Origin of the sequence: Mycobacterium sp. (genome assembly GCF_036490025.1) — a bacterium.
Classification (GTDB): domain Bacteria; phylum Actinomycetota; class Actinomycetes; order Mycobacteriales; family Mycobacteriaceae; genus Mycobacterium.
Genome location: NZ_DASXEP010000167.1, coordinates 97,711 through 122,758, shown reverse-complemented (window position 1 = coordinate 122,758; position 25,048 = coordinate 97,711). Strand labels below are relative to the sequence as shown.

Annotated in this window: 20 protein-coding genes, 1 tRNA gene and 3 pseudogenes; 8 read left to right on the top strand and 16 right to left on the bottom strand. The window is 65.8% G+C overall.

The window, feature by feature from the left end:
* The first annotated feature begins 328 nt into the window (after positions 1-328).
* Entirely contained in the window at positions 329-703 is a 375-nt protein-coding gene (locus VGG53_RS19235; RefSeq protein WP_414689003.1) for an integrase core domain-containing protein, read from the top strand.
* Here VGG53_RS19235 and VGG53_RS19230 read toward each other — a convergent pair.
* The 9 genes and pseudogenes from VGG53_RS19230 to VGG53_RS19190 form a co-directional block, all read right to left on the bottom strand.
* On the bottom strand, positions 700-1,881 hold the full coding sequence (locus VGG53_RS19230; protein ID WP_331519674.1) for an IS481 family transposase: 1,182 nt from the start codon (positions 1,879-1,881) through the stop codon (positions 700-702). The two genes, VGG53_RS19235 and VGG53_RS19230, sit on opposite strands and share 4 nt — an antisense overlap.
* A gap of 123 nt (positions 1,882-2,004) precedes the next feature.
* Positions 2,005-2,078 (bottom strand) — tRNA-Ile (locus tag VGG53_RS19225).
* 46 nt (positions 2,079-2,124) lie between these two features.
* A pseudogene (locus tag VGG53_RS19220) lies at positions 2,125-2,226 on the bottom strand (site-specific integrase); the annotation flags it as partial.
* A gap of 46 nt (positions 2,227-2,272) precedes the next feature.
* The gene (locus VGG53_RS19215) at positions 2,273-5,041 is read right to left on the bottom strand and encodes an AAA family ATPase (RefSeq protein ID WP_331519673.1); all 2,769 of its coding nucleotides are present in this window, start codon (positions 5,039-5,041) and stop codon (positions 2,273-2,275) included.
* Positions 5,038-5,238 (bottom strand): annotated as a pseudogene (locus VGG53_RS19210) (sigma factor-like helix-turn-helix DNA-binding protein); the annotation flags it as partial. The gene VGG53_RS19215 and the pseudogene VGG53_RS19210, both read right to left, overlap by 4 nt.
* A gap of 94 nt (positions 5,239-5,332) precedes the next feature.
* Complete coding sequence (locus VGG53_RS19205) at positions 5,333-6,175, bottom strand: carboxymuconolactone decarboxylase family protein (RefSeq protein ID WP_331519672.1); 843 nt, start codon at positions 6,173-6,175, stop codon at positions 5,333-5,335.
* 7 nt (positions 6,176-6,182) lie between these two features.
* The gene (locus VGG53_RS19200; protein ID WP_331519671.1) at positions 6,183-7,556 is read right to left on the bottom strand and encodes a metallopeptidase TldD-related protein; all 1,374 of its coding nucleotides are present in this window, start codon (positions 7,554-7,556) and stop codon (positions 6,183-6,185) included.
* A gap of 61 nt (positions 7,557-7,617) precedes the next feature.
* Positions 7,618-9,135: a TldD/PmbA family protein gene (locus VGG53_RS19195; protein ID WP_331519670.1), complete on the bottom strand. Its 1,518-nt coding sequence runs from the start codon at positions 9,133-9,135 to the stop codon at positions 7,618-7,620.
* 73 nt (positions 9,136-9,208) lie between these two features.
* A complete protein-coding gene (locus VGG53_RS19190; protein ID WP_331519689.1) occupies positions 9,209-9,448 on the bottom strand; it encodes a helix-turn-helix domain-containing protein in 240 nt (79 codons plus the stop codon).
* 101 nt (positions 9,449-9,549) lie between these two features.
* Here VGG53_RS19190 and VGG53_RS19185 point away from each other — a divergent pair, with 101 nt between their 5' ends.
* The 3 genes from VGG53_RS19185 to VGG53_RS19175 are packed head-to-tail and all read left to right on the top strand — an operon-like array spanning position 9,550 to position 12,567.
* The gene (locus VGG53_RS19185) at positions 9,550-10,422 is read left to right on the top strand and encodes a sugar ABC transporter permease (protein ID WP_331519669.1); all 873 of its coding nucleotides are present in this window, start codon (positions 9,550-9,552) and stop codon (positions 10,420-10,422) included.
* Positions 10,409-11,233, top strand: coding sequence for a carbohydrate ABC transporter permease (locus VGG53_RS19180; RefSeq protein ID WP_331519668.1), 825 nt, complete (start codon positions 10,409-10,411; stop codon positions 11,231-11,233). The genes VGG53_RS19185 and VGG53_RS19180 overlap by 14 nt, the downstream gene beginning before the upstream one ends.
* Positions 11,230-12,567 carry a sugar ABC transporter substrate-binding protein gene (locus VGG53_RS19175; protein ID WP_331519667.1) on the top strand — a complete coding sequence of 446 codons (1,338 nt, stop codon included), beginning with the start codon at positions 11,230-11,232 and terminating at the stop codon, positions 12,565-12,567. Before VGG53_RS19180 ends, VGG53_RS19175 begins: the two co-directional genes overlap by 4 nt.
* Here VGG53_RS19175 and VGG53_RS19170 read toward each other — a convergent pair.
* Together VGG53_RS19170 and VGG53_RS19165 are read right to left on the bottom strand one after the other, a co-directional pair.
* Positions 12,564-13,412, bottom strand: a complete 849-nt coding sequence (locus tag VGG53_RS19170) for an energy-coupling factor transporter transmembrane protein EcfT (RefSeq protein ID WP_331519688.1) — start codon at positions 13,410-13,412, stop codon at positions 12,564-12,566. The genes VGG53_RS19175 and VGG53_RS19170 overlap by 4 nt on opposite strands.
* Positions 13,403-15,490 carry an ATP-binding cassette domain-containing protein gene (locus tag VGG53_RS19165; RefSeq protein ID WP_331519666.1) on the bottom strand — a complete coding sequence of 696 codons (2,088 nt, stop codon included), beginning with the start codon at positions 15,488-15,490 and terminating at the stop codon, positions 13,403-13,405. The genes VGG53_RS19170 and VGG53_RS19165 overlap by 10 nt, the downstream gene beginning before the upstream one ends.
* Positions 15,491-15,616: 126 nt before the next feature.
* Between VGG53_RS19165 and VGG53_RS19160 the strand changes: the two genes are divergently transcribed.
* Together VGG53_RS19160 and VGG53_RS19155 are read left to right on the top strand one after the other, a co-directional pair.
* On the top strand, positions 15,617-16,108 hold the full coding sequence (locus VGG53_RS19160) for a MarR family winged helix-turn-helix transcriptional regulator (RefSeq protein WP_331519665.1): 492 nt from the start codon (positions 15,617-15,619) through the stop codon (positions 16,106-16,108).
* Positions 16,109-16,224: 116 nt separating this feature from the next.
* Positions 16,225-18,606: an ATP-binding cassette domain-containing protein gene (locus VGG53_RS19155; RefSeq protein WP_331519664.1), complete on the top strand. Its 2,382-nt coding sequence runs from the start codon at positions 16,225-16,227 to the stop codon at positions 18,604-18,606.
* Positions 18,607-18,620: 14 nt separating this feature from the next.
* Here the strand turns inward: VGG53_RS19155 and VGG53_RS19150 are convergent, their stop codons facing one another.
* Positions 18,621-19,358, bottom strand: coding sequence for a ParA family protein (locus tag VGG53_RS19150; RefSeq protein ID WP_331519663.1), 738 nt, complete (start codon positions 19,356-19,358; stop codon positions 18,621-18,623).
* Positions 19,358-20,860: a CHAD domain-containing protein gene (locus tag VGG53_RS19145; protein ID WP_331519662.1), complete on the bottom strand. Its 1,503-nt coding sequence runs from the start codon at positions 20,858-20,860 to the stop codon at positions 19,358-19,360. Before VGG53_RS19145 ends, VGG53_RS19150 begins: the two co-directional genes overlap by 1 nt.
* 124 nt (positions 20,861-20,984) lie before the next feature.
* On the opposite strand from VGG53_RS19145, the gene VGG53_RS19140 reads away from it, so the two are divergent.
* Positions 20,985-22,961: an acyl-CoA dehydrogenase gene (locus VGG53_RS19140; protein ID WP_331519661.1), complete on the top strand. Its 1,977-nt coding sequence runs from the start codon at positions 20,985-20,987 to the stop codon at positions 22,959-22,961.
* Between the two features lie 91 nt (positions 22,962-23,052).
* Positions 23,053-23,208: pseudogene (locus VGG53_RS19135) on the top strand (hypothetical protein); the annotation flags it as partial.
* Positions 23,209-23,227: 19 nt separating this feature from the next.
* Here the strand turns inward: VGG53_RS19135 and VGG53_RS19130 are convergent.
* From VGG53_RS19130 to VGG53_RS19120, 3 genes are read right to left on the bottom strand one after another with little or no spacing between them, the layout of a single operon-like run.
* Entirely contained in the window at positions 23,228-23,596 is a 369-nt protein-coding gene (locus tag VGG53_RS19130; protein ID WP_331519660.1) for a DUF732 domain-containing protein, read from the bottom strand.
* Positions 23,596-24,117 (bottom strand): CAP domain-containing protein, encoded by a 522-nt coding sequence (locus VGG53_RS19125; protein ID WP_331519659.1) that lies wholly within the window; start codon positions 24,115-24,117, stop codon positions 23,596-23,598. Before VGG53_RS19125 ends, VGG53_RS19130 begins: the two co-directional genes overlap by 1 nt.
* A gap of 23 nt (positions 24,118-24,140) precedes the next feature.
* Positions 24,141-25,043 carry an alpha/beta hydrolase-fold protein gene (locus tag VGG53_RS19120; protein WP_414689002.1) on the bottom strand — a complete coding sequence of 301 codons (903 nt, stop codon included), beginning with the start codon at positions 25,041-25,043 and terminating at the stop codon, positions 24,141-24,143.
* Between the last annotated feature and the right edge of the window lie 5 nt (positions 25,044-25,048).

Below are 25,048 nucleotides of genomic sequence, written 5' to 3'. Positions count from 1 at the left end.
AATCGCGTTGGTCGCGGTTAAGCGATGACCGCTTCGCGTCGGCGGCCGCCGAGGTCTTCGGGTCGCGACGCCGGCCCGCACCGGATATCCCGCCGAATTCGCACGTGGCCGAACAGAAGAACACCTCGACAGCGAGCTGTTCTGAGTTCAGGTCAGAGCGCTGTCGCTGTGGATCGCAGGTGAATCTCTGTCAGCGGTCGCTGACACCATGCCCACTTTCGGCAAGCCGGGACTCTTCGCGAGCAGTGACGAGTCCAGCCGAGTCTTCGACGTAGCCGAATACACTCGCGCATAGGCTATCCCGGAAGCTGGGCTTGGACCGCAGCGGATGGACAACGGACCGGTGTTCATTTCTCAAGCGCTGCAACAGTTCTGCAACGGAAGGACGGGCATGGCGTATATCCCGCCGGGGACGCCGTGGAACAACGGACACATCGAGTCGTTCAACAACCGGCTACGTAAGGAGTGCCTCAACCGCAACCACTGGAACACCGTGCTCGAGGCCGCGTGGTCATCGGCGACTTCCAGGGCGAGCACAACCACCGACACCGCCACTCGGCCCTGGGCTACCGCACGCCCGCCGAGTACGCTGCAGCCTGCAGATGCACCCACACCCCAGTGGCCTGCAGCATCAACTGAATCTGAATCAAACAAACCCGACTCTAATTCCGGGTGGACTTGGTATCGGGGACTCGCCAGTTAGGCCTGTTCGCGGCTGCGGAAGGCCCGTTTGTTTCTTACCTCGCCGCGGCTGGTTCGTGCAGCGGTCTTGACCAGATCGTCGCCGATGAAAAAGCGCAGCAGGTCACCATCGACGTGGACATCGCAGCGGGCGCCGGCATGGTGGGCGCCCAGGCATACCTGCTGCCAGGCCACGCTAACTATCCCGTTGGTGGTCACCCGGCGGCTGACCCAGTCATCCCCAGTGCGGTCGTGGCGCGGGGTGGGCGCCGCCGCCGATGGAAGTGTCAGCACTGCGCCCGTGGCGAATCGTTGGGCGGGGGTGGTCATGTCCAGGGATTGGTGTGGTCGGGTGGTGTTGTAGTAGTCGACCCATTCATCCAATGCCTGCTGGGCGGTCTTGAGATTCGCGAAAGGTGTTCGGCTGCTCAGGAATTCAGCCCGCAGACTGCGATGAAACCGCTCGATCTTGCCCGTCGTGGTCGGACTGCGCGGCTGGGTCAATAAATGCTCGATCCCGTGCTCACGGCAGATCGCATCGAAGAGCACCTCCACCGGCGGATGGTTGAACCGACCGGTGAACACCTTGCCGTTATCGGTCAAGATCTGCTCGGGCGCGCCGAATCTGGCCAGCGCGGCGCGTAGCCCATCACAGACCGCGCGGGTGCGCTCACGAGCCATCACCTTCGCCGCCACGCACAACCGGGAATGGTCATCAATGCCCGTCAACGCCTTGGCGCAGCTGCCATCAGTAAGCGGGAAACCACCCACGACATCCATCTGCCACAACTCCATCGGCGCCCCGCGCTCCCAGCGTTTCCACTTGCGCGAGCGTCGATCCCGCAGACTCGGGTCGATCATCCCGGCACGAAGCAACGCCCGATACACCGCCGAAGCCGACGGCAGCCGAGCAACGTTGCGCTTGGCCAGCTCGAACACCAGCCGCCGCGGCCCCCAATACGGGCGTGAACGCCGCAACTCCAACAACAAGGCCTCCACCTCGGCGCCCATCTGATGCGGACACGACACCGGCCGATGCGACCGGTCCTTGAGCCCGTCGAGGCCCTCGGCCTCATAGCGGGCCAGCCACGCATGCAGCGTCTGGCGCGACACCCCGACCTTCTCGGCGACCTGCGAGATCGACAGGCCATCACCAATCACGGCCTGATACCTCTGCTCAGCCACGCTTAACTCCCTCATCTAGGGAGTGTCAAGGATCAACCGAAACCGCTGTAAAGGATCAGCCGAAACACTGTCAGGCATGACCCAGAACTGAAATGTCCCGCATCACCCGAGGTCATACAACAGCCGAGTGGGGCTGAGTGGGGCGGGCGGGGCTCGAACCCGCGACCAACGGATTATGAGTCCGCGGCTCTAACCAACTGAGCTACCGCCCCTGGATCAACTAGCTGCCGATATACCCTCCGGCTTGTCACGCATGCATTGCACGACCATGACAGTAGTGCCCGCCGTTATCGCGAGGGACGCCGTGGTGTGCCGCAGACCATGCGGCCCCAACCCCTCAATGCTGACCTCGGCGCAGCCTATTTTCGGGGACGTATCGGCGTCGAGAAGTGCACAATGGCGGCGGTCATTGCATTACCTCGGCCCACTCGATATGCCCCTCGAAGCCAAGGGTTTTCGCCATGTCGCGGTAGCGATCCCGGAAGTGCGCATAGGACGCGGCATCGCCGTGAGCCCTCGCCAACAGAGCCCGCAGCCGCAGCAGCCAGATCTCGCGCACTGCGAAACCACCGTCGACCTCCGCTAACCGCTCGATCGTGGCCTCCGCTAACCGCTCGATCGCAGCCTCGGCTTCGGCCAAGTCGCCTTCGGCCCCCCGCTCGATAAGTGTTTCCACCAGAACACCTGTCGCCGGAATGCTCCACCCCAGCAGGCGTCCGTCGCGGAACTGGCCGTCTGCGGCCGCACGCAGGAGCGGTATGGCGCCATCGCGATCTCCGCGTTGAGCCTGATCACGAGCCAAGCAGACCTCGACGATAGGTAATTCGGCCAGGAAGAACCCCCGATGCAAAAACACTTCACCGACCTCTGCCAGGACTTGCCGTCCCCGGTCGCGCTCCGTGTTGGTCCGACGGTGCACCAGCGCAATGCCCAGCGTCATCCGGGAGATGGCGACCGCGACATCATCACCGGATTGTTCCGCAATTCGCAGGGCATCCTCGATCTCGGCCATCGCGCGATCGTCGGGCCTCAGCATGCCCGGCGGTATTGCCGCGGAGTAGGCATAGGTGACAACGGTGGCAAAAGACATCGGGTCGGTGCTGCGGGCCATGGCGAGGCCGTGCCGCAGGTCGTCGCGCCATCCCGGAAGTCCCAGGCAATAACTGGCCGTTGCCCTCGTCGTAAAGGCAAGCGCTAACGGAGAGCCGATGATGAAGTTGCCTTTTGAGGGATCGCCGTCGGCCAGGCCGATAACCATCTGTGACCATCGCAGCGCGTCAGGCCACTCGGCGGACTTAGTTCTAGCGTAGATCGACGCTAGGGACAGGCCCACCGTCAAGGTCGGATCGTCCAGCGACTCGATGAGGGCCATCGCTTCCGATGCCAGCTGCGACGCCTCGTGCAGCCGGGCCTGGTGCAAGTGATCCATCACCTGCCCCGACATTGCGATGGCCAATGACGCCTTGTCCCCGGCCGCGGCGCACAACTCGCGCAATTCCTCAAAGCGGACGCCGGTCGCATGTTCATGGACTCGCCAGGCGATCCCGCACAACATGGTGCGAGGCGCAATGCGCATGGATGTTCGGCCGGGGTCATCGGCGGGCAGGGCGTCGGCGATCGTCCGGGCACGCTCCCAACTCCGCCATGCGGCGGCGATGTCACGGTTGGTCGCCCAGGTTGCGGCCCGCATCTGCCAGCCGTAAGCGGCGTGCCCATCACTGGCCGCCTCCAAATGCTCGGCAATCAACGCGGCATTTTCATCGCCCGCAACCGGGTTGCGCGATTCGATGGCGGCCGCGACGCGTCGGTGCAGCTCGGCGCGATCCGATTCGAGCTGCAATTCGTAGGCCACCGTGCGGATCGACGGATGGTGAAATACGTATTCCGGTTGCCGAGCAAAGCGGACCTGATCGATGAGCTGAGCGGCCAGCAGGTCATCAACGACCGGTTCAACGCCCAGCGCGCCCAGCAGGTCCAGGTCGAACCGCGCACCCAGCACTGCCGCTGCGCTCAGCGTGCGCTTCGCCATTGGGTCGAGCCGATCGATGCGGGCAGCGATGGTTGCCTGCAGCGTGACCGGCACGCTCACCTGGCCAACCTCTGCGGCCGAGCGGTATGCACCCCGCTCACCGCGAAGCACGCCGCGCCCGGCCAGTTCGCGCACGATCTCCTCGGCGAAGAACGGATTGCCGGCGGCCCGCTGAGCGATCCTCTGGCCGAGCGCGCCATTCGACGGATCCGGGCCGAGCAGCTCCGAGACCAGTCCCGCGGTTTCTGAATCACTCAGCGGCGCAAGGGCAACCGTTTGGGCACCTGCCACTCTCGTCAGCGCGCCCTGATATTCGGGCCGGTAAGTGACCAAGACCAGCGAGGGCGTCTGCAGCATGACCGTAAAGAAATCGGCCAACAGCGACTCGCTGACCTCGTCGATCCAGTGGCCGTCCTCGATGACAAAGACCGCCGGGGCCCGGCGGGCCAGCGAGGCCGCGTTTACCAACATGGTCAACCGCCGCCGACGAGCATCCGGATCGATTTTCGGCAGCTCCACATCGGGGTCGGCGATGCCCAGCAGGTCGTCATAGAGCAGCAAGTCCTCGGGCGCCGCGTCGGGAGCCTGAGCCCGGATCTGCGCCCGGGCGGCAGGTGGGTCGAGACTCTCGACGCCGGTGACTGCGCGCAACAGACGCGTCACGGCATGGAAGGGAATCTGGCTGGTGTGCGATTCGCAGAAGGCGGTGAACACGTCAACATCTTGAGCGCCTGCCATTGCCGAAACTTCGCGCACGAGACGGCTTTTGCCGATGCCAGGTGAGCCGACTACGCCGACTACCGCGCCGTGGCCATCGATTGCACGCTTCAGCAAGCCTGCAACGGCGGACATTTCCCACTGCCGACCGATCAGATCCGGCTGCGGCATCGGCGGCCGAATTGCTATCGGATCATCTTGGTCGATAACCTCGTCGAGGTCGAGCAGCGCCAGCAGGGCGGGAATCCCGGAAAGCTCGGTTACCGCATCCCGACATGTCGGGCACTCTCCCAGGTGTGCATCGAATTCGCGCCTGTCCATCTCGGACAGTGACCCCAGCACGTAGGCCGCGTCCCACTGTGCATACTTGTGGCCATCTTGTCCGTGCGGTCCGGGGACGGGTGCTCCCTGCCCCGAAAAGGCGGTCATGGTGCCACTCCCATCTCCTGCAGCGTCTGCCGCAGGGCTCGCAGCGCGTGATGCAGCCGCGCTTTCACGGTGCCTTCGGCGACTCCCAGGTCCGCGCCGATTTGTGCGGTTGTCCAGCCGTAATAGTACGCGCGTCGAACAAATGCACGATCCTCAGCAGACAGCCGCGCAAACGCGTCAGCGACTAGTGTCCGGTTGGTTTCCGGAATCTCCATGACCAGCCTTCCGGTAGTAGCACGAGTGCGGCGCCGTTTTGGTTCAAGACCGGCGCGGCCAGCCCAAAGACCGATGTCAGGTGAAGACCGTCTGGCCGTCGACATCGAGCAGATACTGCTCGGTACCGTGCTCGACCCGCGGCGCATCGCCGCCCAACGCCACCGCGACTTTGTTGCTGGCGTTGCGCATCACGTCGAGGGTCAGCTCGACGGCCTCGGCGTCGGAGAAATGCGCACGCACCCCGGCGGCCACCTCGTCGTCGATCCGGCTGGGCGACCAGATCAGCGCGTCGACGTAGCGCAACGCCGCCTTGTGCCGGTCGGTCAGCCGGGCCGATGCCTCGAACTGCTCGATGTCGCCGTACAGCGTCTCCGATCCGCCGGCGTCCAGCGCCGTCGTCTCGCGCAGCGACTTGCACAGCCGGCAGTTGTGTTGGGTGGCGCCGCGCAACCGAACCACCTCGGCCGTCAGCGCATCGAGCTGACGCAGCCGGGCCACCGTCGGCAGAAACTCGTTGAACACGGTGCCGGACGGATCAGTGGCGTGATCCCACGTGACCGGCTCGGCAACCCACCCGAGGTATTCGTTACCGACGCCGATCGCTTCCAGTCCGGCGCGCACCCGTGGTACGAAGTCGGCGATATACATCTGCACGACGATGCTGAAGGTGCTGTCGCCCAGTGCTTTCCACAGCCGCGAGCGCTGCTCGGCGCCGATCGTCGAGACGTCGATGCTGAATTGTTCGGCGAAGTCGGCGACGACGCCCTCGGCGTCCGATCCCGGGCGGCTCACCTCGACCTCGGCAGGCAGCGCGGGCAACCAGACGGTCTGGGCGCAGATGCGCCGGATCAGGGAAGTTGTGCGACCGTCGCCGGGTGACAACGCCACCAGCCGGGTCAACTCGTCGTGCAGCACCACAAGCCGATTATGTCGCTTGGCTCACCGATGACATGTGGAAGTCCGGAATCCGCAACGACGGCATCGCGACGCGAGTCACCCAATCGCCCGACTCCCGCGGCAGCGTCGGCTCGCTGACACCGGCCTGGCTGGCCCGTCGCAACAAATCCAACGGGCTCTCGTTGAATCGGAAATTGTTGACCGCCGCCGTCACCTCACCGTCTTCGACCAGGTAGACACCGTCCCGAGTCAGTCCGGTCAGCAGCAGCGAGGTGGGATCGACCTCGCGCATGTACCACAGCGTGGTCAACAGCAACCCCCGCTCGGTCTGGGCGATCAGGTCGGCGAGGTCGGTGCCATCGCCGGTCATCACCATGTTGTCGGCCGCGACGGCAACCGGGGCGCCGAATTCGGCAGCGGCGGCCCGCGGGTAGGCCAGCGCGTTGACTACCCCGTCGCGAATCCAGTCCACCCGGCCGATGTTCATCCCGTTGTCGAAAATCGACAGCGTCTCCGTCGAACTCGCGGTCGCCACGAACGGTGTGCAGCCCAGCCCGGGCACCGCGGGATCGGAATACAGCGTCAGCGGCAAGTCGGTCAACTTCTCCCCTACCCGGGTTCCGCCGCCGCGCGCGCTGAGCGCGGTGCGACCCTCTTGCGCACCGCGGCCGCTCATCGACCAAGCCAGGTAGACCATCATGTCGGCCACTGTCGACGGCGGCAGGATCGTCTCGTAGCGTGCCGCCGGCAACTCGAGCCTGCGCTGTGCCCAACCCAATCGCTTCGACAGCTGCTCGAGCAACGAATCCGTTGGCACACCGACGAAATCGGGTGTTCCGACGCCCACCCAGGCACTGGCCCCGTCACGTTTGGCGTTGATCTCCACCGAGCCGGTCGGTTGGGTGTCGCGGCGCCGCAGTCCGCTCGACGTCGCAAGAAACGTCGTCTCCAGCACATGTTGCGCGAAGCCGTACAACTGGTCGGCGCCTCGGAATCCGCGAGCCAGCGGGCCGGTGATGCCGGAGAACACCTCGGGCCCGGTCACCGGGATCTGCGCCTCCCAGTCGGCCGGCACGGTGTTGCTACTCAGCAGCGGCGCGGCGTCGCGGCCCTCGGGCGCCGAGGCGGCGGCGGCCTGCGACGCGGCGACCAATCCCTCGATCGCCGACGGGTCGACCTCGGCCGAGGACAGCGTGCCCACCCGCGCGCTATCACCTTGTCGGACAATCGAAATCACTGTTGTGCTGCGAGCGGTCGACACGCCGTTGGTGGTCATCGAGTTGTTCGCCCACCGCAACGACGTCGCGACGCGGTCACCGACCAGCACGATGGTCTCGTCGGCGCCGCCGAGCCGCGCGGCAGCGTCCAGCGCGATGTCGACGACCTGCTGCGCGTTGATCATTTGCGCCACTCCTCAGCACTGGCGCCGCTCATGTGGCGCACGGTCCGCTCGCCGGCGCGGATCACCGGCCCGCCTCCACGCGGGTGTTGAGCACATTGATCCCGCGGAACAACGCCGACGGGCAGCCGTGGCTGACCGGGGCCACCTGCCCGGGCTGGGCCTTGCCGCAGTTGAACGCTCCGCCCAGCCGCCAGGTCGACGGGCCGCCCACGGCTTCCATCGAATTCCAGAAATCGGTCGTGGTGGCCTGATAGGCAACGTCGCGCAGCTGACCGTCCAGACGCCCGTTCCGGATCCGGTAAAACCGCTGTCCGGTGAATTGGAAGTTGTAGCGCTGCATGTCAATTGACCACGACCGGTCGCCGACGATGTAGATACCGTCATCGACGCGGCCGATCAGGTCGGCAGTGCTGAAGTCTTCAGATCCGGGCTGCAGCGACACATTGGCCATCCGCTGGATCGGCACGTGGTGTGGCGAATCGGCATAGGAGCAGCCATTGGACCGGGCCTGGCCGAGCCGGGGAGCGAACACCCGATCCAATTGATACCCGACGAAGATCCCGTCGCGCACCAGATACCAACTCTGGGCGGCCACCCCCTCGTCGTCGTAACCGATGCTGGCCAAACCGAATTCGACCGTGCGGTCGGCGGTCACGTTCATCATCGGCGAACCGTAGCGCAGCGTGCCGAGCATGTCGGGGGTGGCGAACGACGTTCCTGCGTATGCCGCCTCGTAGCCGATGGCGCGGTCGTATTCGGTTGCATGGCCAATGGATTCGTGGATGGTCAGCCACAGGTTTGTGGGGTCGATCACGAGATCCGTCGGGCCGGCCGCGACGCTGGGCGCCTTGATCTTCTCGGCCAGCTGCGACGGCAATTGGGCGAGCTCGTCGGTCCAGTTCCACACCTCGTCGTCGGCCAGCATTTCCCAGCCGCGACCCATCGGTGGCGCCAGGGTCCGCATCGAGTCGAATCCGCAGCCGCCGGAGTCCACAGTGACCGCCTCCAATCGAGGCTGCACCCGCACCCGCTGCTGCGTGATCGACGAGCCGGCGGTATCGGCATAGAAAGTCTGCTCTTTGACGGACTGCAGGCTGGCCGACACATGATCGACGCCGTCGGCAGCCAACAGCCTGCCGGAGTATTCGTCGAGCACCGCGATCTTCTCGGCGAGCGGCACGGTGAACGGGTCGATGCGATAACTCGACACCCAGGCGGCGTCGGCGTACACCGGCTCAGGCGCGAGCTCCACCCGGTCGGTGTTCAACGCGGCCAGCGTGCGCGCAACCGACACTGCGCGACGTGCCGTGTCCGCGGCAACTTCCGGCGACAGCTCGGCGTGCGACGCGAATCCCCAGGTGCCGCCAACGACCACCCGGACGGCCAGGCCGATCTCGCGGTTGACCACCGCGGTCTCCAGCTCGCCATCGCGCAACTGGATGACCTCATTGATCAGCCGGTGAATTCGCAGGTCGGCGTGGGTGGCGCCGGCTGCGGTGGCCGCGGACAGCGACGCATCGGCCAGTTCGTGGCGCGGCAGGCTGAGGAAGTCGGCATCGATCTCCCGGTTCGGTGTCACGTTTCCACCGTATCCACCGGCTTTATTGACGTCCCCCACCGGCTTAAGCCGGTCGGTTCCAACTCCGTCCCAGCTACGCAGCAGGAGAACAGGGTTGAGGTTCACGGTTTACAGACCGGCTAATGCCGAGGTCTCCCCGTGCTGTCACCGCAGTCAACTGGGCACATTGCTCGTTGCAACGGGGTGCCTGGCGTCCTGGCTGCCAGTGCTGCTGCTGCTCGACGGCCAGATTCCACACAAACCGGGCATGGCGACAATGCTCGGCCAATACTGGCACCTGCTCAATACTAGGAAGCAACCGAAACCTGCACACACCCGCAACATAGGCGCGGCCACCGACAAAACCCCGAAAGGAGGAACGCGGCAATTTTCTCCTCCGGCTACAGCCAGGGGTTTTCACACGCCGCAAATCCGATGAAGAACACCGGACGCAGATCGACGGCGCTGGGGTATGCCCTGCTCGCGCCGAGCCTGTTCGGGGTCGTCGCGTTTTTGCTGCTGCCGATCTTGGTGGTGGTGTGGCTGAGCCTGCATCGGTGGGACCTGCTGGGCCCGATCGAGTATGTCGGAGGCCAGAATTGGCGCTCGGTTCTCAACGACAAGGCATTCGGCAACTCCCTTTTGGTGACGTTGACGTTCGTGGCGATCGTGGTCCCGGTGCAAACCGTGCTCGGGCTGGCCGTCGGGGCGCTGCTGGCACGCGACCTGCCCGGCAGCGGTGTGTTCCGCACGATGTACGTGCTGCCGTGGATCTGTGTGCCGCTGGCGATCGCGATGTTGTGGCGCTGGATCCTGGCACCCACCGACGGCGCCATCAGCACGCTGCTCGGGCATCGCATCGAATGGCTCACCGATCCCGGGCTGGCGCTGCCAGTGGTGTCGGCGGTCGTCGTGTGGTCCAACGTCGGATATGTCGCGCTGTTTTTCCTCGCCGGGATCCTGGCCATCCCTGCCGAGATCCAGTCGGCGGCACGCATCGACGGCGCGACCTCCCTGCAGCGGTTCTGGCGCATCACGCTGCCCATGCTGCGGCCCACCATGTTCTTCGTGCTGGTCACCGGAGTCATCAGTGCCGCACAGGTTTTCGACACAGTTTACGCGCTGACCGGCGGCGGCCCCCAGCACCGTACCGATCTGGTAGCCCACCGCATCTACGCGGAGGCGTTCGGGGCCGCGGCGATCGGCCGCGCCTCGGTGATGGCGGTCGTGCTGTTCGTCATCCTGGCCGCCGTCACCATCGTCCAGCACCTGTACTTCCGTCGGCGGGTCAGCTATGACCTCACCTAAAAGACCTGCGGCGGTATTGGTTTACGCCGGCCTGCTGGCCGGTGCGTTGATCACGCTGGCACCGTTCGTGCTCGGCCTGCTGACCTCAGTCACCTCCGCCCACCAGTTCGCGACGGGCACACCGTTGGCGTGGCCGCGGCCACCGACGCTCGCGAACTACGCCGACTTGGGTGGCGCCGGATTCGGTCGGGCGCTTGCGGTGACGACGTTGATGACAGCGGTGATTCTGCTGGGCCAGCTGAGCTCCTCGGTGCTGGCCGCGTTTGCGTTCGCGCGGTTGCGGTTTCCCGGCCGGGACGCGCTTTTCTGGGTGTACCTCGCGACGTTGATGGTGCCGGGCAGCGTGACCGTGGTTCCGCTGTATCTGATGATGGCGCAACTGGGGATGCGTAACACCTTCTGGGCGTTGGTATTACCCTTCGTCTTCGGCTCGCCCTACGCTATTTTCCTTCTCCGCCAATACTTTCGCGCTATCCCCGATGACCTGATCAACGCCGCCTATCTCGACGGAGCCAACACGCTGGACGTGATCGTGCACGTGGTCATACCGTCCAGTCGGCCGGTGCTGGTGACGCTGATGCTGATCACCGTGGTATCGCAATGGCATCACTTCATGTGGCCGTTGGTGATCACCAGCGGCACCAAGTGGCAGGTGCTGACGGTGGCGACGGCGGCGCTGCAGTCGCGCTACAACGCCCAGTGGACGTTGGTCATGGCCGCGACGGCGGTGGCGATCGTGCCACTGCTGGTCTTGTTCGTGATGTTCCAGCGACACATCGTCCGCTCGATCGTCGTCACGGGGTTGAAGTGAGCCGGGCCCGGTACTCCACGCTGTTCGCCTTGGGCTTCGCGCTGATCGCCGCGCTCTTGGCCATCGCGGCCGTGCTGCTGGATGTCACGGCGCGAACGCGCGGCGATAAGATCATCGTCACCGTCCGGCTGTGGGACGAACAGGTCGCCGCCGCGTACCGAAAGTCGTTCGCGGCGTTCACCCGAGCTCATCCGGACATCGAGGTGCGGACCAACGTCGTCTCGTATTCCAACTACTTCACCACGCTGCGCACCGATGTCGCAGGCGGCAGCGCCGACGACATCTTTTGGGTCTCCAACGCCTACCTGGCCGGATACGCCGACAGCGGCCGGCTGATGGACATCGGGAAAACCCTCGGACCAAGCGCCGCGAAGGCGTGGGAACCGTCGGTGGTCGACCAGTTCACCCGCCACCAAACACTCTGGGCAGTACCGCAGCTCACCGATGCCGGCATCGCGGTGTACTACAACAGGGATTTGCTCGCCGCCGCCGGGGTCGACGTCGCCGACCTGACCGCACTGCGCTGGAGTCCGGACGGCGATGACACGCTGCGCCCCTTACTTGCCCGCCTCACCGTCGATGCCGCGGGACATAGCGCGGCCACACCGGGTTTCGATGCCGGACGGGTCCGGCAGTGGGCTTACAACGCGGCCAACGACGCGCAGGGCATCTACCTGAACTACATCGGCTCGGCCGGGGGCGCGTTCCAGAGCGCTGACCACTTCGCGTTCGACAACCCAGGCGCCATCGAGGCTTTCACCTACCTGGTCAGGCTGATCAACAACGACCACGTCGCGCCGCCGGCATCGGAGACCAACGACAACGGCGACTTCTCCCGCAACCAGTTCCTGGCCGGCAAAATGGCACTCTTCCAGTCCGGCACCTACAACTTGGCGACGGTCGCCGGGCAGGCCAACTTCCACTGGGGCGTATCGATGTTGCCCGCCGGCCCGAAGGGCCGGGTCAGCGTCACCAACGGCATTGCCGCGGCGGGCAATTCGGCATCGGTGCACCCCGACGCGGTGCGCCAGGTGCTGGCGTGGATGGGCAGCGCCGAGGGCAACCGATACATCGGCGGCCAGGGCAGCGCCATTCCCGCGGTCATCCCGGCCCAGCAGGTGTACTTCGATTACTGGCGGAGCAAGGGCGTCGATGTCGGACCGTTCTTCGCTGTCCTCGACGGCCCACGCATCGCCGCGCCCGGGGGCGCCGGGTTCGGCGCCGGGAATCAGGCCCTCAAACCCTATTTCGACGAGATGTTCCTGGGCCGTGGCGATATCGCAATGATGCTGCGACGTGCCCAGGACGCCGCCAACGCTGCCGCGCGGGGCTAGCGCCCGAGCGGAATTTCGAGCGCGATCGCGGCGGCGCACACCGCCACAGTGATCGCGAGCGCCACCCAGTCGGCCCGTTTCGGCCGAGACGGCATCGCCGAGATCTGGCCGATGCCACCGCGGGCCGTAATCGCGTCACCCATCTCGTCGGCGCGCCGCAAGGTCACCGTGAGAGCCGCCGTGAGCAAGTCGATCAGTTCCGCCTTCCAACGCCTGCGACGGGCCCTGCGGGTATCCGCGACCCGTTTGGGCCGCAGCCGGCGCGCGGCGTAGAGCGCCCGAAACTCGTCGATCAGCATGGGGAATGCGCGCAATGACAAAGCGATGGTGGCGGCCCACTCGTCGACCGGGATCCGTAACCACCGCAGGGGGCGGCCCAAAGTGGCCACGGCCGGCGCGATTTCGGCGACATTGGTTGTCCAGGACACCATCGCTCCCAGACCCAGCAGCACGAACGACAAGGTGGTGACCCGCAGGAAATTCAACAGTCCACCGAATCCGACTGAAACCCCCGCTAATTCGAGAGCCGGGCTACCGCCGGCGAACGCCGCAGACATCGCGCCGAGCGCCAACAGGATCCACAGCCAGTGCGGCACATTCGGAAGCGCGCCGCGCGGTATGTGCGCGAGCCGGACCGCCGTCAGCACCAGCGCAGCCATCAGTCCAATGGCGATCCACCCCGGATAGAACGTCAGCAGTACCGAGATGCCGCCAACCGCCAGCAGTTTGGTGCCGGCCCAGAGCTCGTGCACCACGGAGGTACCGGGCACCGGGCGCAGCAGCACGACCGAGCGAGACGGCCGGCGTTCGGATCCTTCGTCGGGTGACGCCGTGGTCACGACAATCCCCCGGCTGCCGCCGTGACCGCATGCAGCACGCCGTCACGCAGATCCAAGGTGCGCGGGCAGAGCTCTTCCAACCCGGCGAAGTCGTGCGATATCACCACGAGGGTCAGACCCTGCTCACGGCGCAGCTCCTCGAGCAATCGCACCAAACCGCTTTGGGTGACGGCATCCAGGCCGGCCAACGGCTCGTCGAGAATCAGCGCGCGCGGCGACCGTGCCAGCAGACCGGCCAGCACGACCCGGCGCATCTGGCCACCGCTGAGCTGATCGATGCGCCGCTTGGCCAACGCACTGTCCAACCCCACGACGGCGAGCGCGGTCGCCACCCGGCCCTGGTCCTCGGGCGAAAAGCCCGCCGCAGAAGCCACTTCCAAGTCGACCCGGCTGCGCATCAGCTGAAGTCGGGCCGCCTGGAATGACAGCGCCACCGCGCCAACCTGTTCGTGTGAGGGTCGGCCATCAAGCAGGCAGGAGCCGGTGGTCGGCACCGTCAGTCCGGCGAGGATCCACGCCAGCGTCGACTTGCCCGAACCGTTGCCACCGTGGATCAACAAGCCATCGCCCTGGTGTACCGCGAAGTTGACATCGCGCAGCGTCGCCTTGGCCCACGGTGTCCCGCTGTTGTATTCATGGCCGACGCCGATGGCCTCGAGGACTGCCGGCCCGGACTCGTGTCCCGTCGGCGGCGTGGTCACCGGCACGGCGACCGTGTCGACCATGCTGGTGTTGTCTCCCGACTCGCTGAGATTGATTGTGCTGTCGGCGGAATCGGCTTCGTTGTTGTAGTGCGTGATGTGCACGAGTGCAGTCCGGTGCCGCTGCTTCAGCCCGGACAACACCCCGAGTAGCCCCTCGCGGCCCTGCTGGTCGACCATGCTGGTGACCTCGTCGGCGATGAGCAGCGCCGGTTCGCGCGCCAGCGCCGCGGCCACCGCAAGGCGCTGCAATTCACCGCCGGACAGACTTCCGGTGTCACGTTCGGCGTGCGATTCCAGGCCGACCTCGCGAAGCAACTGGGTCACATCGGTGGTGGTCCCCGGCGGCAGACCCCACACCACATCGTCGGCGACCCGGGTGCCCAGCACCTGACTTTCCGGATGCTGCATGACCACCGCGGTGCCGCCCAACCGGCCCAGTCCCACCGCCCCGGGACGTTCGATGACGCCTGACGTCGGTTCCCGGCCGGCCAACACGAGCATCAGCGTGGTCTTACCCGAGCCGTTGGCTCCGGTGATGGCCAGATGCTCGCCGGCCCGAACCTCCAGGTTGACCGGGCGCAACGCGTCGTTGTCGGTATTCGGGTAGCGGAAGCGGACCTGATTCAGCCGCACCGGAACCGGCGCGATCGGGGCCGTGTCCAGCGTTGCATCCAGTTTGTGCACGTCGGGGATACCGCGCATCCGGTCCAGCACACGCGACAGCGCCCACCATCCGATCAAGGACACCACCACGATCGAGACGATGCCGTTGGCGAAAATCAGCCACGGCCAGTAGTGCAGCGCCTCGCCGAGGGACCATTGCAGTCCGCGGGCCGTTGCCGCGAGGCCATCCCCGATCCGTCTGCTGAGCGGGAAGGGGTGCTCAGTCACGAAGCGTCCGGTTGCCGTCAGGACGGCCGCGACGCCGTTGACGTTGGCGGTGATCGCGTCGAAGATCAAGTGCCGCAGCCGCGCGAGAAGCGCCAGCGCCCCAACCGCGACCGCGTTGAACGCCGCTCCGGCGACGAAGGACACCACGATCACCGTCCCGGTTCCCCGGTGCCGGCGTTTGACGATCCCGGTCAGTCCGCCCACATAAGCGCTGTTGGCCACCGTCAGCAAGCCGCCGAGGCCGGCGATCAAGAAGGCGATCAAGCCGGCGGCGACGGTCGCCGCGATCAGCACACGAACGCGGTAGCGATAGGCCAGCAACCCCATCGGCACGGTGCCCAGCAACGAGAGCGCGCCGGCGAAGGGAACGACGATGGAGATGATCGCGGTCGCCGCGCACAGTGCGGCCATAACCGATGACTGCGCGAGCTCGCCGGGACGCAGCGCGCGGGACCCGGGTGTCCCGGCCGCAGGACGAGTCGCGTTCATTTCATCGATTCTGCCAGCCGTCGCGGGGTGTTCCCGTGAGCAAACATAGGCGGTTCATTTGAGTTAACGGCAATGAAATTGGCCGGTTCGCGATCTAGATAGCCTAGCTATGCTAGCCATATACACATGATGTCATCCGCAACCAATGAGCGGGGCGCGGCCGAGGAGGCTGTCGCCGGTCTGGGCGCGGATCTGCTCGCCGTCGTCGCCAGGCTCAACCGCTATGCCACCCAGCGCATCCACATGCAATTGCCGGCCGCACAAGCACGGCTCCTGTCGACGATCGATGCCCAGGCTGAGGCACGTATCTGCGAGCTGGCCGCGGTGGATCACTGCTCCCAACCCACGATGACCACGCAGGTCCGACGGCTCGAAGACGCAGGCCTGGTCACCCGCACGGTAGACCCCGGCGACGCCCGGGCCGTCCGCATCCGGATCACCGCCGAGGGTTCACAGACGCTCAACCGCGTCCGGGTCGATCGCGCCCGTGCGATCGAGCCACAGCTTGGCCAGCTGAATGCCGCAGATCGCCAGACGTTGATCGACGCCGTCGCCGTGCTGCGCCAGTTGCTCGACGATTCGGCGCCGCCCGTCCCACGGCCGGGCGCGTCTCGCTAGCAGCTGCCCCGGCGGCGCCTGGCCAGCGCCGACGACCAAGGGTCGGTTCTCGGCGCATGATGGCGGCTGGATAATGGTCTGTCGACTCGAAATGATGGGCGGGAAAGGGGGTGGCTGTGTCGACGGCGGCGTTCGGCTTCCCCTTGATCGTCTGGCTCGGCCCTCGTAGGTACAGCTTTCCCCCCGGCCGAGATGTGACCGTCGGGCTCGACGGCAGCGCCGACATCCGCCTCGACGGCCTGGGCACCCGCACTGACCCGACCCTGGTGGTGCTGCATTTCAACGGCAGCCAGTGGATCGCTGTCGATCGGAGCGAAGCCGGGATTTATGTCGACGGTGTGCGGATGTCGACCGTCTTCATCCACGACGGTCGAGCGATCACGCTTGGCGATCCGCAGCACGGGCCACGCCTGGTCTTCCAGCTCGGCGCCCCGCCGCCCCCGCCGCCGCCGATCCGACGCCCGCCGCCGATCCGACCCCCTCCGCCGATCCGACCCCCTCCGCCGATGCGGCCCCCCGCGCCACCGGCCACTCGGCCGTTTCACTACGACCGGCCCCCGGTTCCGCCACCGCCGCCGCTCAGGCCGCCTCCGCCGCCGCCACCACTGCCTCCGCTGCCATCGCAAGCGACGCCACCGCCCCCGCAGTCGGCTCAACCAAAGCGGAGCGTGGTCACCGCGCGCCTCACCGGCGCAATGCAGAAGCTGTTGCCGCGGCGTCCGCAACCCCGGCCGCACGAGGCGGCCCCGACAACTCAGCTGCCCCAGCAGGACGACGAGAAGGTCGCGTCACCGTCGCCTTCACCGGAAGCGGAACCGGAACCGGAACGCATCACCGGGCCGCTGGAGGCGCGCCGGGTGCGGCTCAGCGTTGACGGCGAACAGGCCTTGGCCGATCTCTCCTTCACTGCGTCGCCGGGGACGATCACCGCGGTCGTCGGGCTGTCGGAAGCGAGCACATCTGCTCTGGTCGACGTGCTGGGCGGCGCGGTGCAACCAAGCGTCGGCAGTGTCGATTTCGGCGGCCACGACGTTGCGGCAGATGACGTACGGCCGCATGTCGGAGTGGTGCCACGCCACGACTTGCTGTATCCGCAGCTGACCATCGAGCAAGCGTTGAGCTATGCCGCCGAATTGCGTTTGCCGCCAGAGGTTTCCGCGGACCATCGCCGCGAGGTCGTGCGCGCGGTGATCGACAAGGTGGAGCTGAGCACGCTGCGCACCGTCAGGGCGGGCAATCTGACCGTCGAACAACGCAAGCGCGCATCGCTGGCGATGGAACTGCTGACCGAGCCCTCGCTGCTTGTTTTCGACGAGCCCACCGCGGGCCTTGATTCCGCGGCGCACCAACGGATGGCGACGACGTTGCGGCAACTCGCCGACGAGGGACGGGTCGTCGTGATGGCGACCACCGCGCCGACCGGCCTCGACGTCTGCGACCAGGTGTTGGTGCTGACCCCGTCGGGCATTCCGGTGTTCGCCGGAGCACCCTCGGAGATCGGTGCGGAGCTGGGCACGACCGACTGGGTAAAGATCATCGAGCGAATCCGTGCGGATCCCTATGGCGCCCACGACGCGTACCTGGCCCGTCAGCACGACGCGCCCGCCGCCGACCAGGAGCCGCGAGCCGCCATCCGGCGCGCCGCCCCTGCCAGGCGCCCAAAACTGTTGCGCCAGATCGTTGTCGCGACCCGTCGGCAAGCCTGGTTGATGGTCGCGGATCAGCGGTACTTCATCTTCCTGGCAATCCTTCCGCTGCTTTTCGGCGCGATGTCACTGCTGGTACCCGGGGACGCCGGTTTGGGCCCGGCAAGTCGGTACGGCAACAGCCCCGACGCGGCCGTCGAGATCCTCGCCGTGCTCGTCATCGGCGCCGTCACGATGGGCACGGCGTTGGGTATCCGCGACCTCTTCGGGAAACAGCGCATCTTCCGCCGCGAGCAAGCGCACGGGTTGTCAGCGACGGCATTGCTGGCCGGCAAGTTCATCGTCTACAGCCTTGCCGCCATCGTCCAGACCGCCGTCATCGCCGTCGTCGCTGCCGCCGGCAAAGGGGCGCCCACCCAAGGCGCCGTTCTACTCGGCCACAGCAAGCTCGGGGCCGACGTCGAACTGTTCATCGCGCTGGCCGCCACCGCCATCGTCTCGGCGATGGTTGCGCTGGCCTTCTCCTCGCTCGCGACGTACTCCGAGCAGATCCTGCTGACCGCCGTGCTGATCGTCCTGATCTCGCTGGTGTTCGCCGGAGCGATGTTCCCGATATCCGGCCGGATGCCCCTGGAGCAGATCGCCGCGCTGGTGCCTTCCCGGTGGGGCTTCGCCGCCGCGGCTGCCACCGTCGATGTGCACGCGGTCAATCCGCTTGCCGAGTCCGATGATTCATGGAAACACTCGGCTGGCCAGTGGCTGCTCGACATGGGATTGCTGTTGGGCTTCGGCGTAGCCGCCACGGTGGCGCTGCGCTGGCGATTGAGGCGGCCTTCGCGCCGGCGTCAATAACAGTCGAGCGTGATTCACCCGCCGTTGATCTCCGACCACAGCGCTTTGTAGCAGTGGGATGCGGCGCTGTGCGGGGCGAATGCCGTCACCGGCGACCGGTGTTCGGCCATCTGCTCGATGATCGACAGCGCCGGAATTGCGGTGGCCAGGATTCCGGCTCTTTCGGTCGACAACCGTTGCACCAGTTCGCAATGCAATCGCTTACGCCGGTCCACCATCGAGAAGAAGGCCCGCACTTGCGGTCGGCGGCCATCGAAATCGCTGACGAAGCCGGTTAATTGGTCGAATGTCCGAACCGACAACGTCGCTGGGATCATCGGCACCAGCAGGGTGTCGACGGCATGTAAGACGTTCTCCGACAACAACGAAATACTCGGAGGACAGTCGAGGAAGGTGATGTCATATTGCCCGTCGAGCGGTCGCAACAGCTGACGGATCCGGCGCGTCGGCCGCTTCCTGTCGTCGAGCTGCACATCCATGTTGCGGTAGCTGAAATCCGCCGGCAGCAGGTCAAGTCCGTCGAAATCGGTGGCCTTGATCGCGTCGTCAAGCGATCGCGTGCCGTCCACCAGAGCCCGGCCGCCGCCCTTGACCTTGGGCCGCACCCGGAACAGGTAGGTCGCCGCGCCCTGCGGGTCGAGATCCCAGAGCAGTACGCGATGGCCCCCGAGCGCGGCAAGGTGCGCCAGGTTCACCGCGGCCGAGGTCTTGCCCACGCCGCCTTTGATGTTGTACGTCGCGTAGACCTTCATCAGCGCACGAGAGCCTTCACGAGGTCGCGGTTCTGCTCAGCCAGAAACGGCTGCAGCCGGTCGGCCAGTGCCGCGCGTGCGTTCAGCTGGTGCGCGTCGAGTTGCGCGGCCATCTCCCCCATCGCCAACACTGTCGCGGGCGGGGCCGCCCCCTGCTTCATCATCGCCGCGGCGAATTCCCGGACAGCTTCCCGCTGCACTTCGCCGTCCTGAAATTCACCGAGAACGTCCTGCAGCCACTTGAGCTCTTTGAGTAGCCCACGGTGTGGTGCGTTGGCGCACACCGGCCGGAACACCTCGAGCAAATAGCGCAGCTCCTTGCACCGCTTGCGCAGCGCGTGCACCTCATCGCCTGGCGAGTCCACAGTGATTCGTCTACCGCGCCGCACCGCATTCCGATATGCCCCGGTGAGTCGCTGCCGCGCCAACATCGCGACCGTGGGCCCGCCCTTGGCGTCGGCGGCCACCTGGGCCAGTGCGCTGGGCCACTCGGTCATCAGCTGCGCGAAACGTTGCGACCTCAGCCCGCGCACCAGCCGCCGCCGCTCAACAGCCCGGTGCCGAACCAGAAATGACCGGAACGGATCGAGATCGCGGGGGTCTGCCGAGGTCAGCCGGGCGGCCGTGGTGTCCAGTTCGAGCAGGTACACATCCAGATCGCGGACCGGAGTGGTCAGATCGCCCAGCCACTTGAATTCCGGCTGGAACCGCTCCGCCAGATTGGCCGGCAGCGCGTCACCGGCGAGCTTCAGAATCGAGCGGGTCCGCCGCACCGCTACCCGTAGGTCGTGCAGGAACTCGGTGTCGATCGACACGATGGTGCCCGGCACATTCTCCTCGATGGTCGCAGCAAACCCCGCCAGCATCTGCGCAACCGCGACCGCCGCAGGCGTTTCGGATCGCAGCCGCGTCGTACTGCCGTTTCGGTCTCCGGGGCTGCGGCTCGCGTGCGTCAGCGCGAGGTTGTACGGCGTCGTCGTCATCGCCGTTAAGCCGTCGAGACGACCCAGCAGACGCGCGATCCGATCGCTCTCGGCGTCATAGCCGCGCAGCGGCTGAATCCGCAGCTGACTGGTGCCGCCGTCAACATTTTCGGTCAGCAACCGGGCGACCGTCTTCTGATCGACGTTGAGCACCCGGCTTTCCCGGACCATGCACCGAACAGCGACCACCGGCATCAGCGCACGCAACGCGATGATCGGGGCGAGCCAATCGCGGAGCCGCCCCGCCGGCAGGTCGTGCACCTCCGCGGGCCATTTCAGCCCGGCCAGCGGCGCCTGCAACCGGGCACCGTCCGGAAGCTGCAGGACCAGCGGGCCGCCGTCGATGTATTCGAGCGCGATCCCCGCGGAGTGCAGCCGCCAGTCGAAGGTATCCAGCCAGGTGTGTGCGGCCGCCTTCTCCGGGCCGGCGGCCACGGTGAATTTCGGCTGCAAGGCAGCCGCAACGGTCTCCACTTCAACCGCGCCCTCTTTGCTGAAAGCGCGGGGAGTCCCGCCCATGGCACACCTTCCCTTGGCCGCATCGCAGCGACCGCGCGACAGACTATAGACACCTTTGGTTAAGTGTCAGCCGGTCCGGCGAAGCTAATCTCGGCGTCTCAATTGTGATCGGTTACCGTCGGGTATGACCACTATTGCGGAACATCTGCGCAACTCGCTCGACGGACGTTGGCGCGACGTGAAGAACCAAGTGCGTCAGCGGCTGGCCGACGACATCTTCCGTCCGCACTACACACCGAACACGGTGATCGCCCGGGCCAAAGTGGCCGAGCAGATGCGCATCATGGCCGCCGGTGGCGCAGCCGACGACGGCTTCCGCAAAGAGCACGGCGGCCACGGCAACGTCGGGGCCGCGGTCACGATGATCGAGATGCTCGCCATGTCGGATCTGTCGCTGATGGTCAAGGCGGGCGTGCAGTGGGGCCTGTTCGGCGGGGCCGTGGAGAATCTGGGGACCGAACGCCACCACGAGGCGTACGTGAAGAAGATCATCAACCTCGACTTGCGCGGCTGTTTCGCGATGACCGAGACCGGACACGGCAGCGACGTCCAGGCACTCGAGACGACGGCGACCTATGACGCCGACAACGAAGAGTTCGTGATCCACTCCGAGACCCCGACCGCACGCAAGGACTACATCGGCGGTGCTGCCGAAACAGCCACTATTGCAGCGGCATTCGCCCAGCTGATCACCACCGAGGACGGCGAGCAGGTCAACCACGGGGTGCACTGCTTCCTGGTGCCGATCCGCGACGACGAGGGCAACGACCTGCCCGGCGTGACCACCTCGGACTGTCAATACAAGGGCGGGCTGCCGGGCGTCGACAACGGTCGCATCGTGTTCGACCACGTCCGTGTTCCGCGGGTGAACCTGCTCAACAAATTCGGCGACGTGGAAGCCGACGGCACCTACAACTCGCCCATCGAAAACCCCAACCGCCGGTTTTTCACGATGATCGGCACCCTGATCCGCGGCCGGATCTGTGTAGGAGGCAGCGCCGGCAACGCGGCGCGGGTGGCTCTGGACATCGCGACCCGATATGCCCTGCAGCGCAAGCAGTTCAGCGCGCCCGACGATGAGGGCGAGGTGCTGATCATGGATTATCTGGTCCATCAGCGCCGGTTGTTCCCGTTGATCGCGAAGTCGTACGCGTTGCAGTTCGCGCAGAACGAGTTAGTGGCCAAGTGCCATGATTTGCAAACCTCTGACGCACCTGACGCCGAAGAACAACGCGAGCTGGAGTCACGGGCCGCCGGCCTGAAAGCCGTGAACACCTGGCACGCGTCCACCGCCATCCAGGAGGCCCGCGAAGCGTGTGGCGGCGCCGGCTACATGGCCGACAACCGGCTGATCGCGCTGCGTGCCGACACCGACGTGTTCACAACGTTCGAGGGCGACAATCACGTGCTGATCCAATTGGTGGCCAAGGAACTGCTGACCGCCTACGCCGACGACATCAAGAGCATGAGCCCGGTGGAATGGGTGCGCTTCGCGGCGAACTTCGCCGGTGAGCGCGTGCTGAAACGTACTGCGGCCGAGACGATTATCCAAACTTTCATTGACGCCCGACAAGACAACGAAGAGGAAGGCAGCTTGTTCAACCGCGGCACTCAGCTGCAGATGTTCGAGGACCGCGAGGAATACATCATCGCCTCGGTGGCGCGCAGGCTGCAGTCCAAATCGAAAGAAATGTCGGCGTTCGACGCGTTCAACTCGGTACAGGATCATGTGCTGCATGCCGCCAGGGCCCACATCGACCGGGTAGTGCTGGAGGCGTTCGTCGCCGGGCTCGACGTGTGCGAGGACGACCAAGCCCGCGAGATCCTCGGGCTGGTCTGCGACCTCTACGCGCTGACCATCATCGAAGAGGACAAGGCGTGGTACGTCGAACACCGCTTCTTGTCCACCGAACGGGCCAAGGCGGTCACCCGCGGTATCAACGACCGGTGCCGGTTGCTGCGGCCGTACGCCGAAACCCTGGTCGACGGCTTCGGAATCCCCGAGTCGCTGCGCTACGCCGACATGCTGCACCCGGAGAAGTTGCCCGCGGCCGGTGCCGATGAGACAGGCGCTACCGATTCGGCACTAGTGCACGGGTGACCTCGCGGCTCGCACCGCGACCGGTCGCCGATCGTTAAAATCACCGCAAGTCTTGCGCGACCTCCACGTAGTGCGGGTTCGACCGGTGCCCGGCGGTCCAGCGCGATACGCTAGCCAGATGAATCCGAACCCGGACTACGACGCCAGCGACGAGCTGGAATACGGTATCGCGGCGTACGCCTGGCTGCTCCGCGGCGTTTATCCACCACCGTCCTACGCGCCGGACCTCGGCAACGCCGGCGGATAGCTCGGCTTCGACATCTGAGTCACTGCGGCGGCGGGGCATAGCCGCCGGCCGAATTGCGCAATTGCCACAGCTGGGCCGGGCAATAGATGTTCACCGCGTTCGATATCAGATAGTTGGCCGAGTACTCGTCGTTGGGCCGTACATCGTTTTTCACATCGCCAATGACTTGGGCGTAGCTGGCGCCGCCGGTGATCTTGTCGCAGATGCCGTGCGCATAGCTGATGGCATCCGCCGTGTTCGCGAAACTGTATTGCTTGCGCACGGTGGTGTCGTAGATGAACTCGATATCGGGGGCCGGAACGGCGTGCGCGCGCGTCGCCAGCGCGGTTGCGCCACCACCGATTGTCGCGGCGAAAATCAGGCCGGCCAGCCATATCTCGCGTTTCATCATGCCGGTTGCCCGTACACGGCGACCAACACGCTGCGGTCGAAGCTGTTCTCCGACCACACCCCGATTTGGGTGTTGGCGCAGTTCGACATGATCGCCATATAGTCGGGCCGGTAATACCAATTGCCCATGACGTCAAGGTCATTGATGGTCAGCGACTGGTTGATCGCGACAGTTTCGGCGACCGTGCCGGTATAGCCCGCCGCGCGGGCCCGATCCGGCACCGATGACCCGTCCGACCCGATATCACCGTCGAGGTTCCGGTTGTTGAGCACATCGACCGTGTGCTGCCGCGCAGCGGACACCAACTGCGGGTTGATCTTGAGGTTGGTGGTGCAACCGGCCTGCCTCTTGATCGTGTCGACGTTAACCACGATGCCATTGTTGAGCCGGTCGTTGTTTCCGGGAACCCCGGGAGCAGCCGATGCAACCGCGACCGAGCTCGATGCTGTCAACCCGGCGCCGACCGCCAACAGTATCGACGGCGCCCGTCCAAGGCGGCGAATGCGCCTGTCAGTCATGGCATCTCATTTCTCTCGAACTGCTAGCGGATGTTGGCGGCGAGATCGCCGGACATCGCGCCCAGCTGCTGTCCCCAGGTCGGCCAGTCGTTGCCGCCACCACGGCCCAAGTCGAAGTGGCCGTTCTTGCCGCCGACATCTCGATAGTGCGAGTAGAACTGCGCGTTGGTCCCTTGAGAGATATCGCCATAGCCGGCCATTGCACCCTGGTCGGTCGGCGCGCCGCTGCCGGGGCTGTAAATCCAGAGCCGTGCATCGTTGTCCACCAGCTGCTGGATGTTCTGGTTCGGCGAATGCCATTTCCAGCGCCCCAGCTGGGGCAGGCCCCACATGTGATCGCTGTCGGCGCCGCCTTGCTTCAGCGCCGCGGTGATCGTCCCGTCCACGCCGGCGCGTTCGGGGGTGAGAAATCCCGACAGTGATCCGGCATAGCGGAACCGGTCAGGATGAAAGGTGACCAGGGCCGCAGCCGCATACCCGCCCTGCGAGACGCCCACGACGCCGTGCCCGCCAGGCGCCAGGCCCTTGTTGGCAGCCAACCAGTCCGGCAGCTCTGTCGACAAGAATGTCTCCCACTGCTTGCTGCCGTCCTGCTCCCAGTTGGTGTACATGCTGTAGGCGCCGCCGGCCGGCGCTACCACCGAAACCCCTTTCCCGGCAAGGGTGTTGATCCCATTGCCCGCAGTCACCCAGTTGCTGACATCGGGTGCGGCGTTGAACCCGTCCAGCAGGTACGCCGCATGCGGACCGCCGGCCAGGAAGGCCACCGGGATGTCACGGCCCATCGACGGCGACGGCACCAGCAGGCTCTCGAAGCCGGCCGCCCTCGTGGTGCCCGCAGAGCCCGAAAGCGATGTCGCCGCACACCATCCGAGGGTCAGCGCGATGACGTAAAGCCGCCGCCAAGTCATCGACAAACTCTTCATCTCCG

Coding starts and splice junctions, on each gene's coding strand:
- VGG53_RS19235 (WP_414689003.1), top strand. CDS start 329: ATGGACAACGGACCGGTGTTCATTTCTCAAGCGCTGCAACAGTTCTGC.
- VGG53_RS19230 (WP_331519674.1), bottom strand. CDS start 1,881: ATGAGGGAGTTAAGCGTGGCTGAGCAGAGGTATCAGGCCGTGATTGGT.
- VGG53_RS19215 (WP_331519673.1), bottom strand. CDS start 5,041: ATGACCGCCTTTTCGGGGCAGGGAGCACCCGTCCCCGGACCGCACGGA.
- VGG53_RS19200 (WP_331519671.1), bottom strand. CDS start 7,556: ATGATCAACGCGCAGCAGGTCGTCGACATCGCGCTGGACGCTGCCGCG.
- VGG53_RS19185 (WP_331519669.1), top strand. CDS start 9,550: ATGAAGAACACCGGACGCAGATCGACGGCGCTGGGGTATGCCCTGCTC.
- VGG53_RS19180 (WP_331519668.1), top strand. CDS start 10,409: ATGACCTCACCTAAAAGACCTGCGGCGGTATTGGTTTACGCCGGCCTG.
- VGG53_RS19165 (WP_331519666.1), bottom strand. CDS start 15,490: ATGAACGCGACTCGTCCTGCGGCCGGGACACCCGGGTCCCGCGCGCTG.
- VGG53_RS19160 (WP_331519665.1), top strand. CDS start 15,617: ATGATGTCATCCGCAACCAATGAGCGGGGCGCGGCCGAGGAGGCTGTC.
- VGG53_RS19150 (WP_331519663.1), bottom strand. CDS start 19,358: ATGAAGGTCTACGCGACGTACAACATCAAAGGCGGCGTGGGCAAGACC.
- VGG53_RS19145 (WP_331519662.1), bottom strand. CDS start 20,860: ATGGGCGGGACTCCCCGCGCTTTCAGCAAAGAGGGCGCGGTTGAAGTG.
- VGG53_RS19140 (WP_331519661.1), top strand. CDS start 20,985: ATGACCACTATTGCGGAACATCTGCGCAACTCGCTCGACGGACGTTGG.
- VGG53_RS19130 (WP_331519660.1), bottom strand. CDS start 23,596: ATGAAACGCGAGATATGGCTGGCCGGCCTGATTTTCGCCGCGACAATC.
- VGG53_RS19125 (WP_331519659.1), bottom strand. CDS start 24,117: ATGACTGACAGGCGCATTCGCCGCCTTGGACGGGCGCCGTCGATACTG.
- VGG53_RS19120 (WP_414689002.1), bottom strand. CDS start 25,043: ATGAAGAGTTTGTCGATGACTTGGCGGCGGCTTTACGTCATCGCGCTG.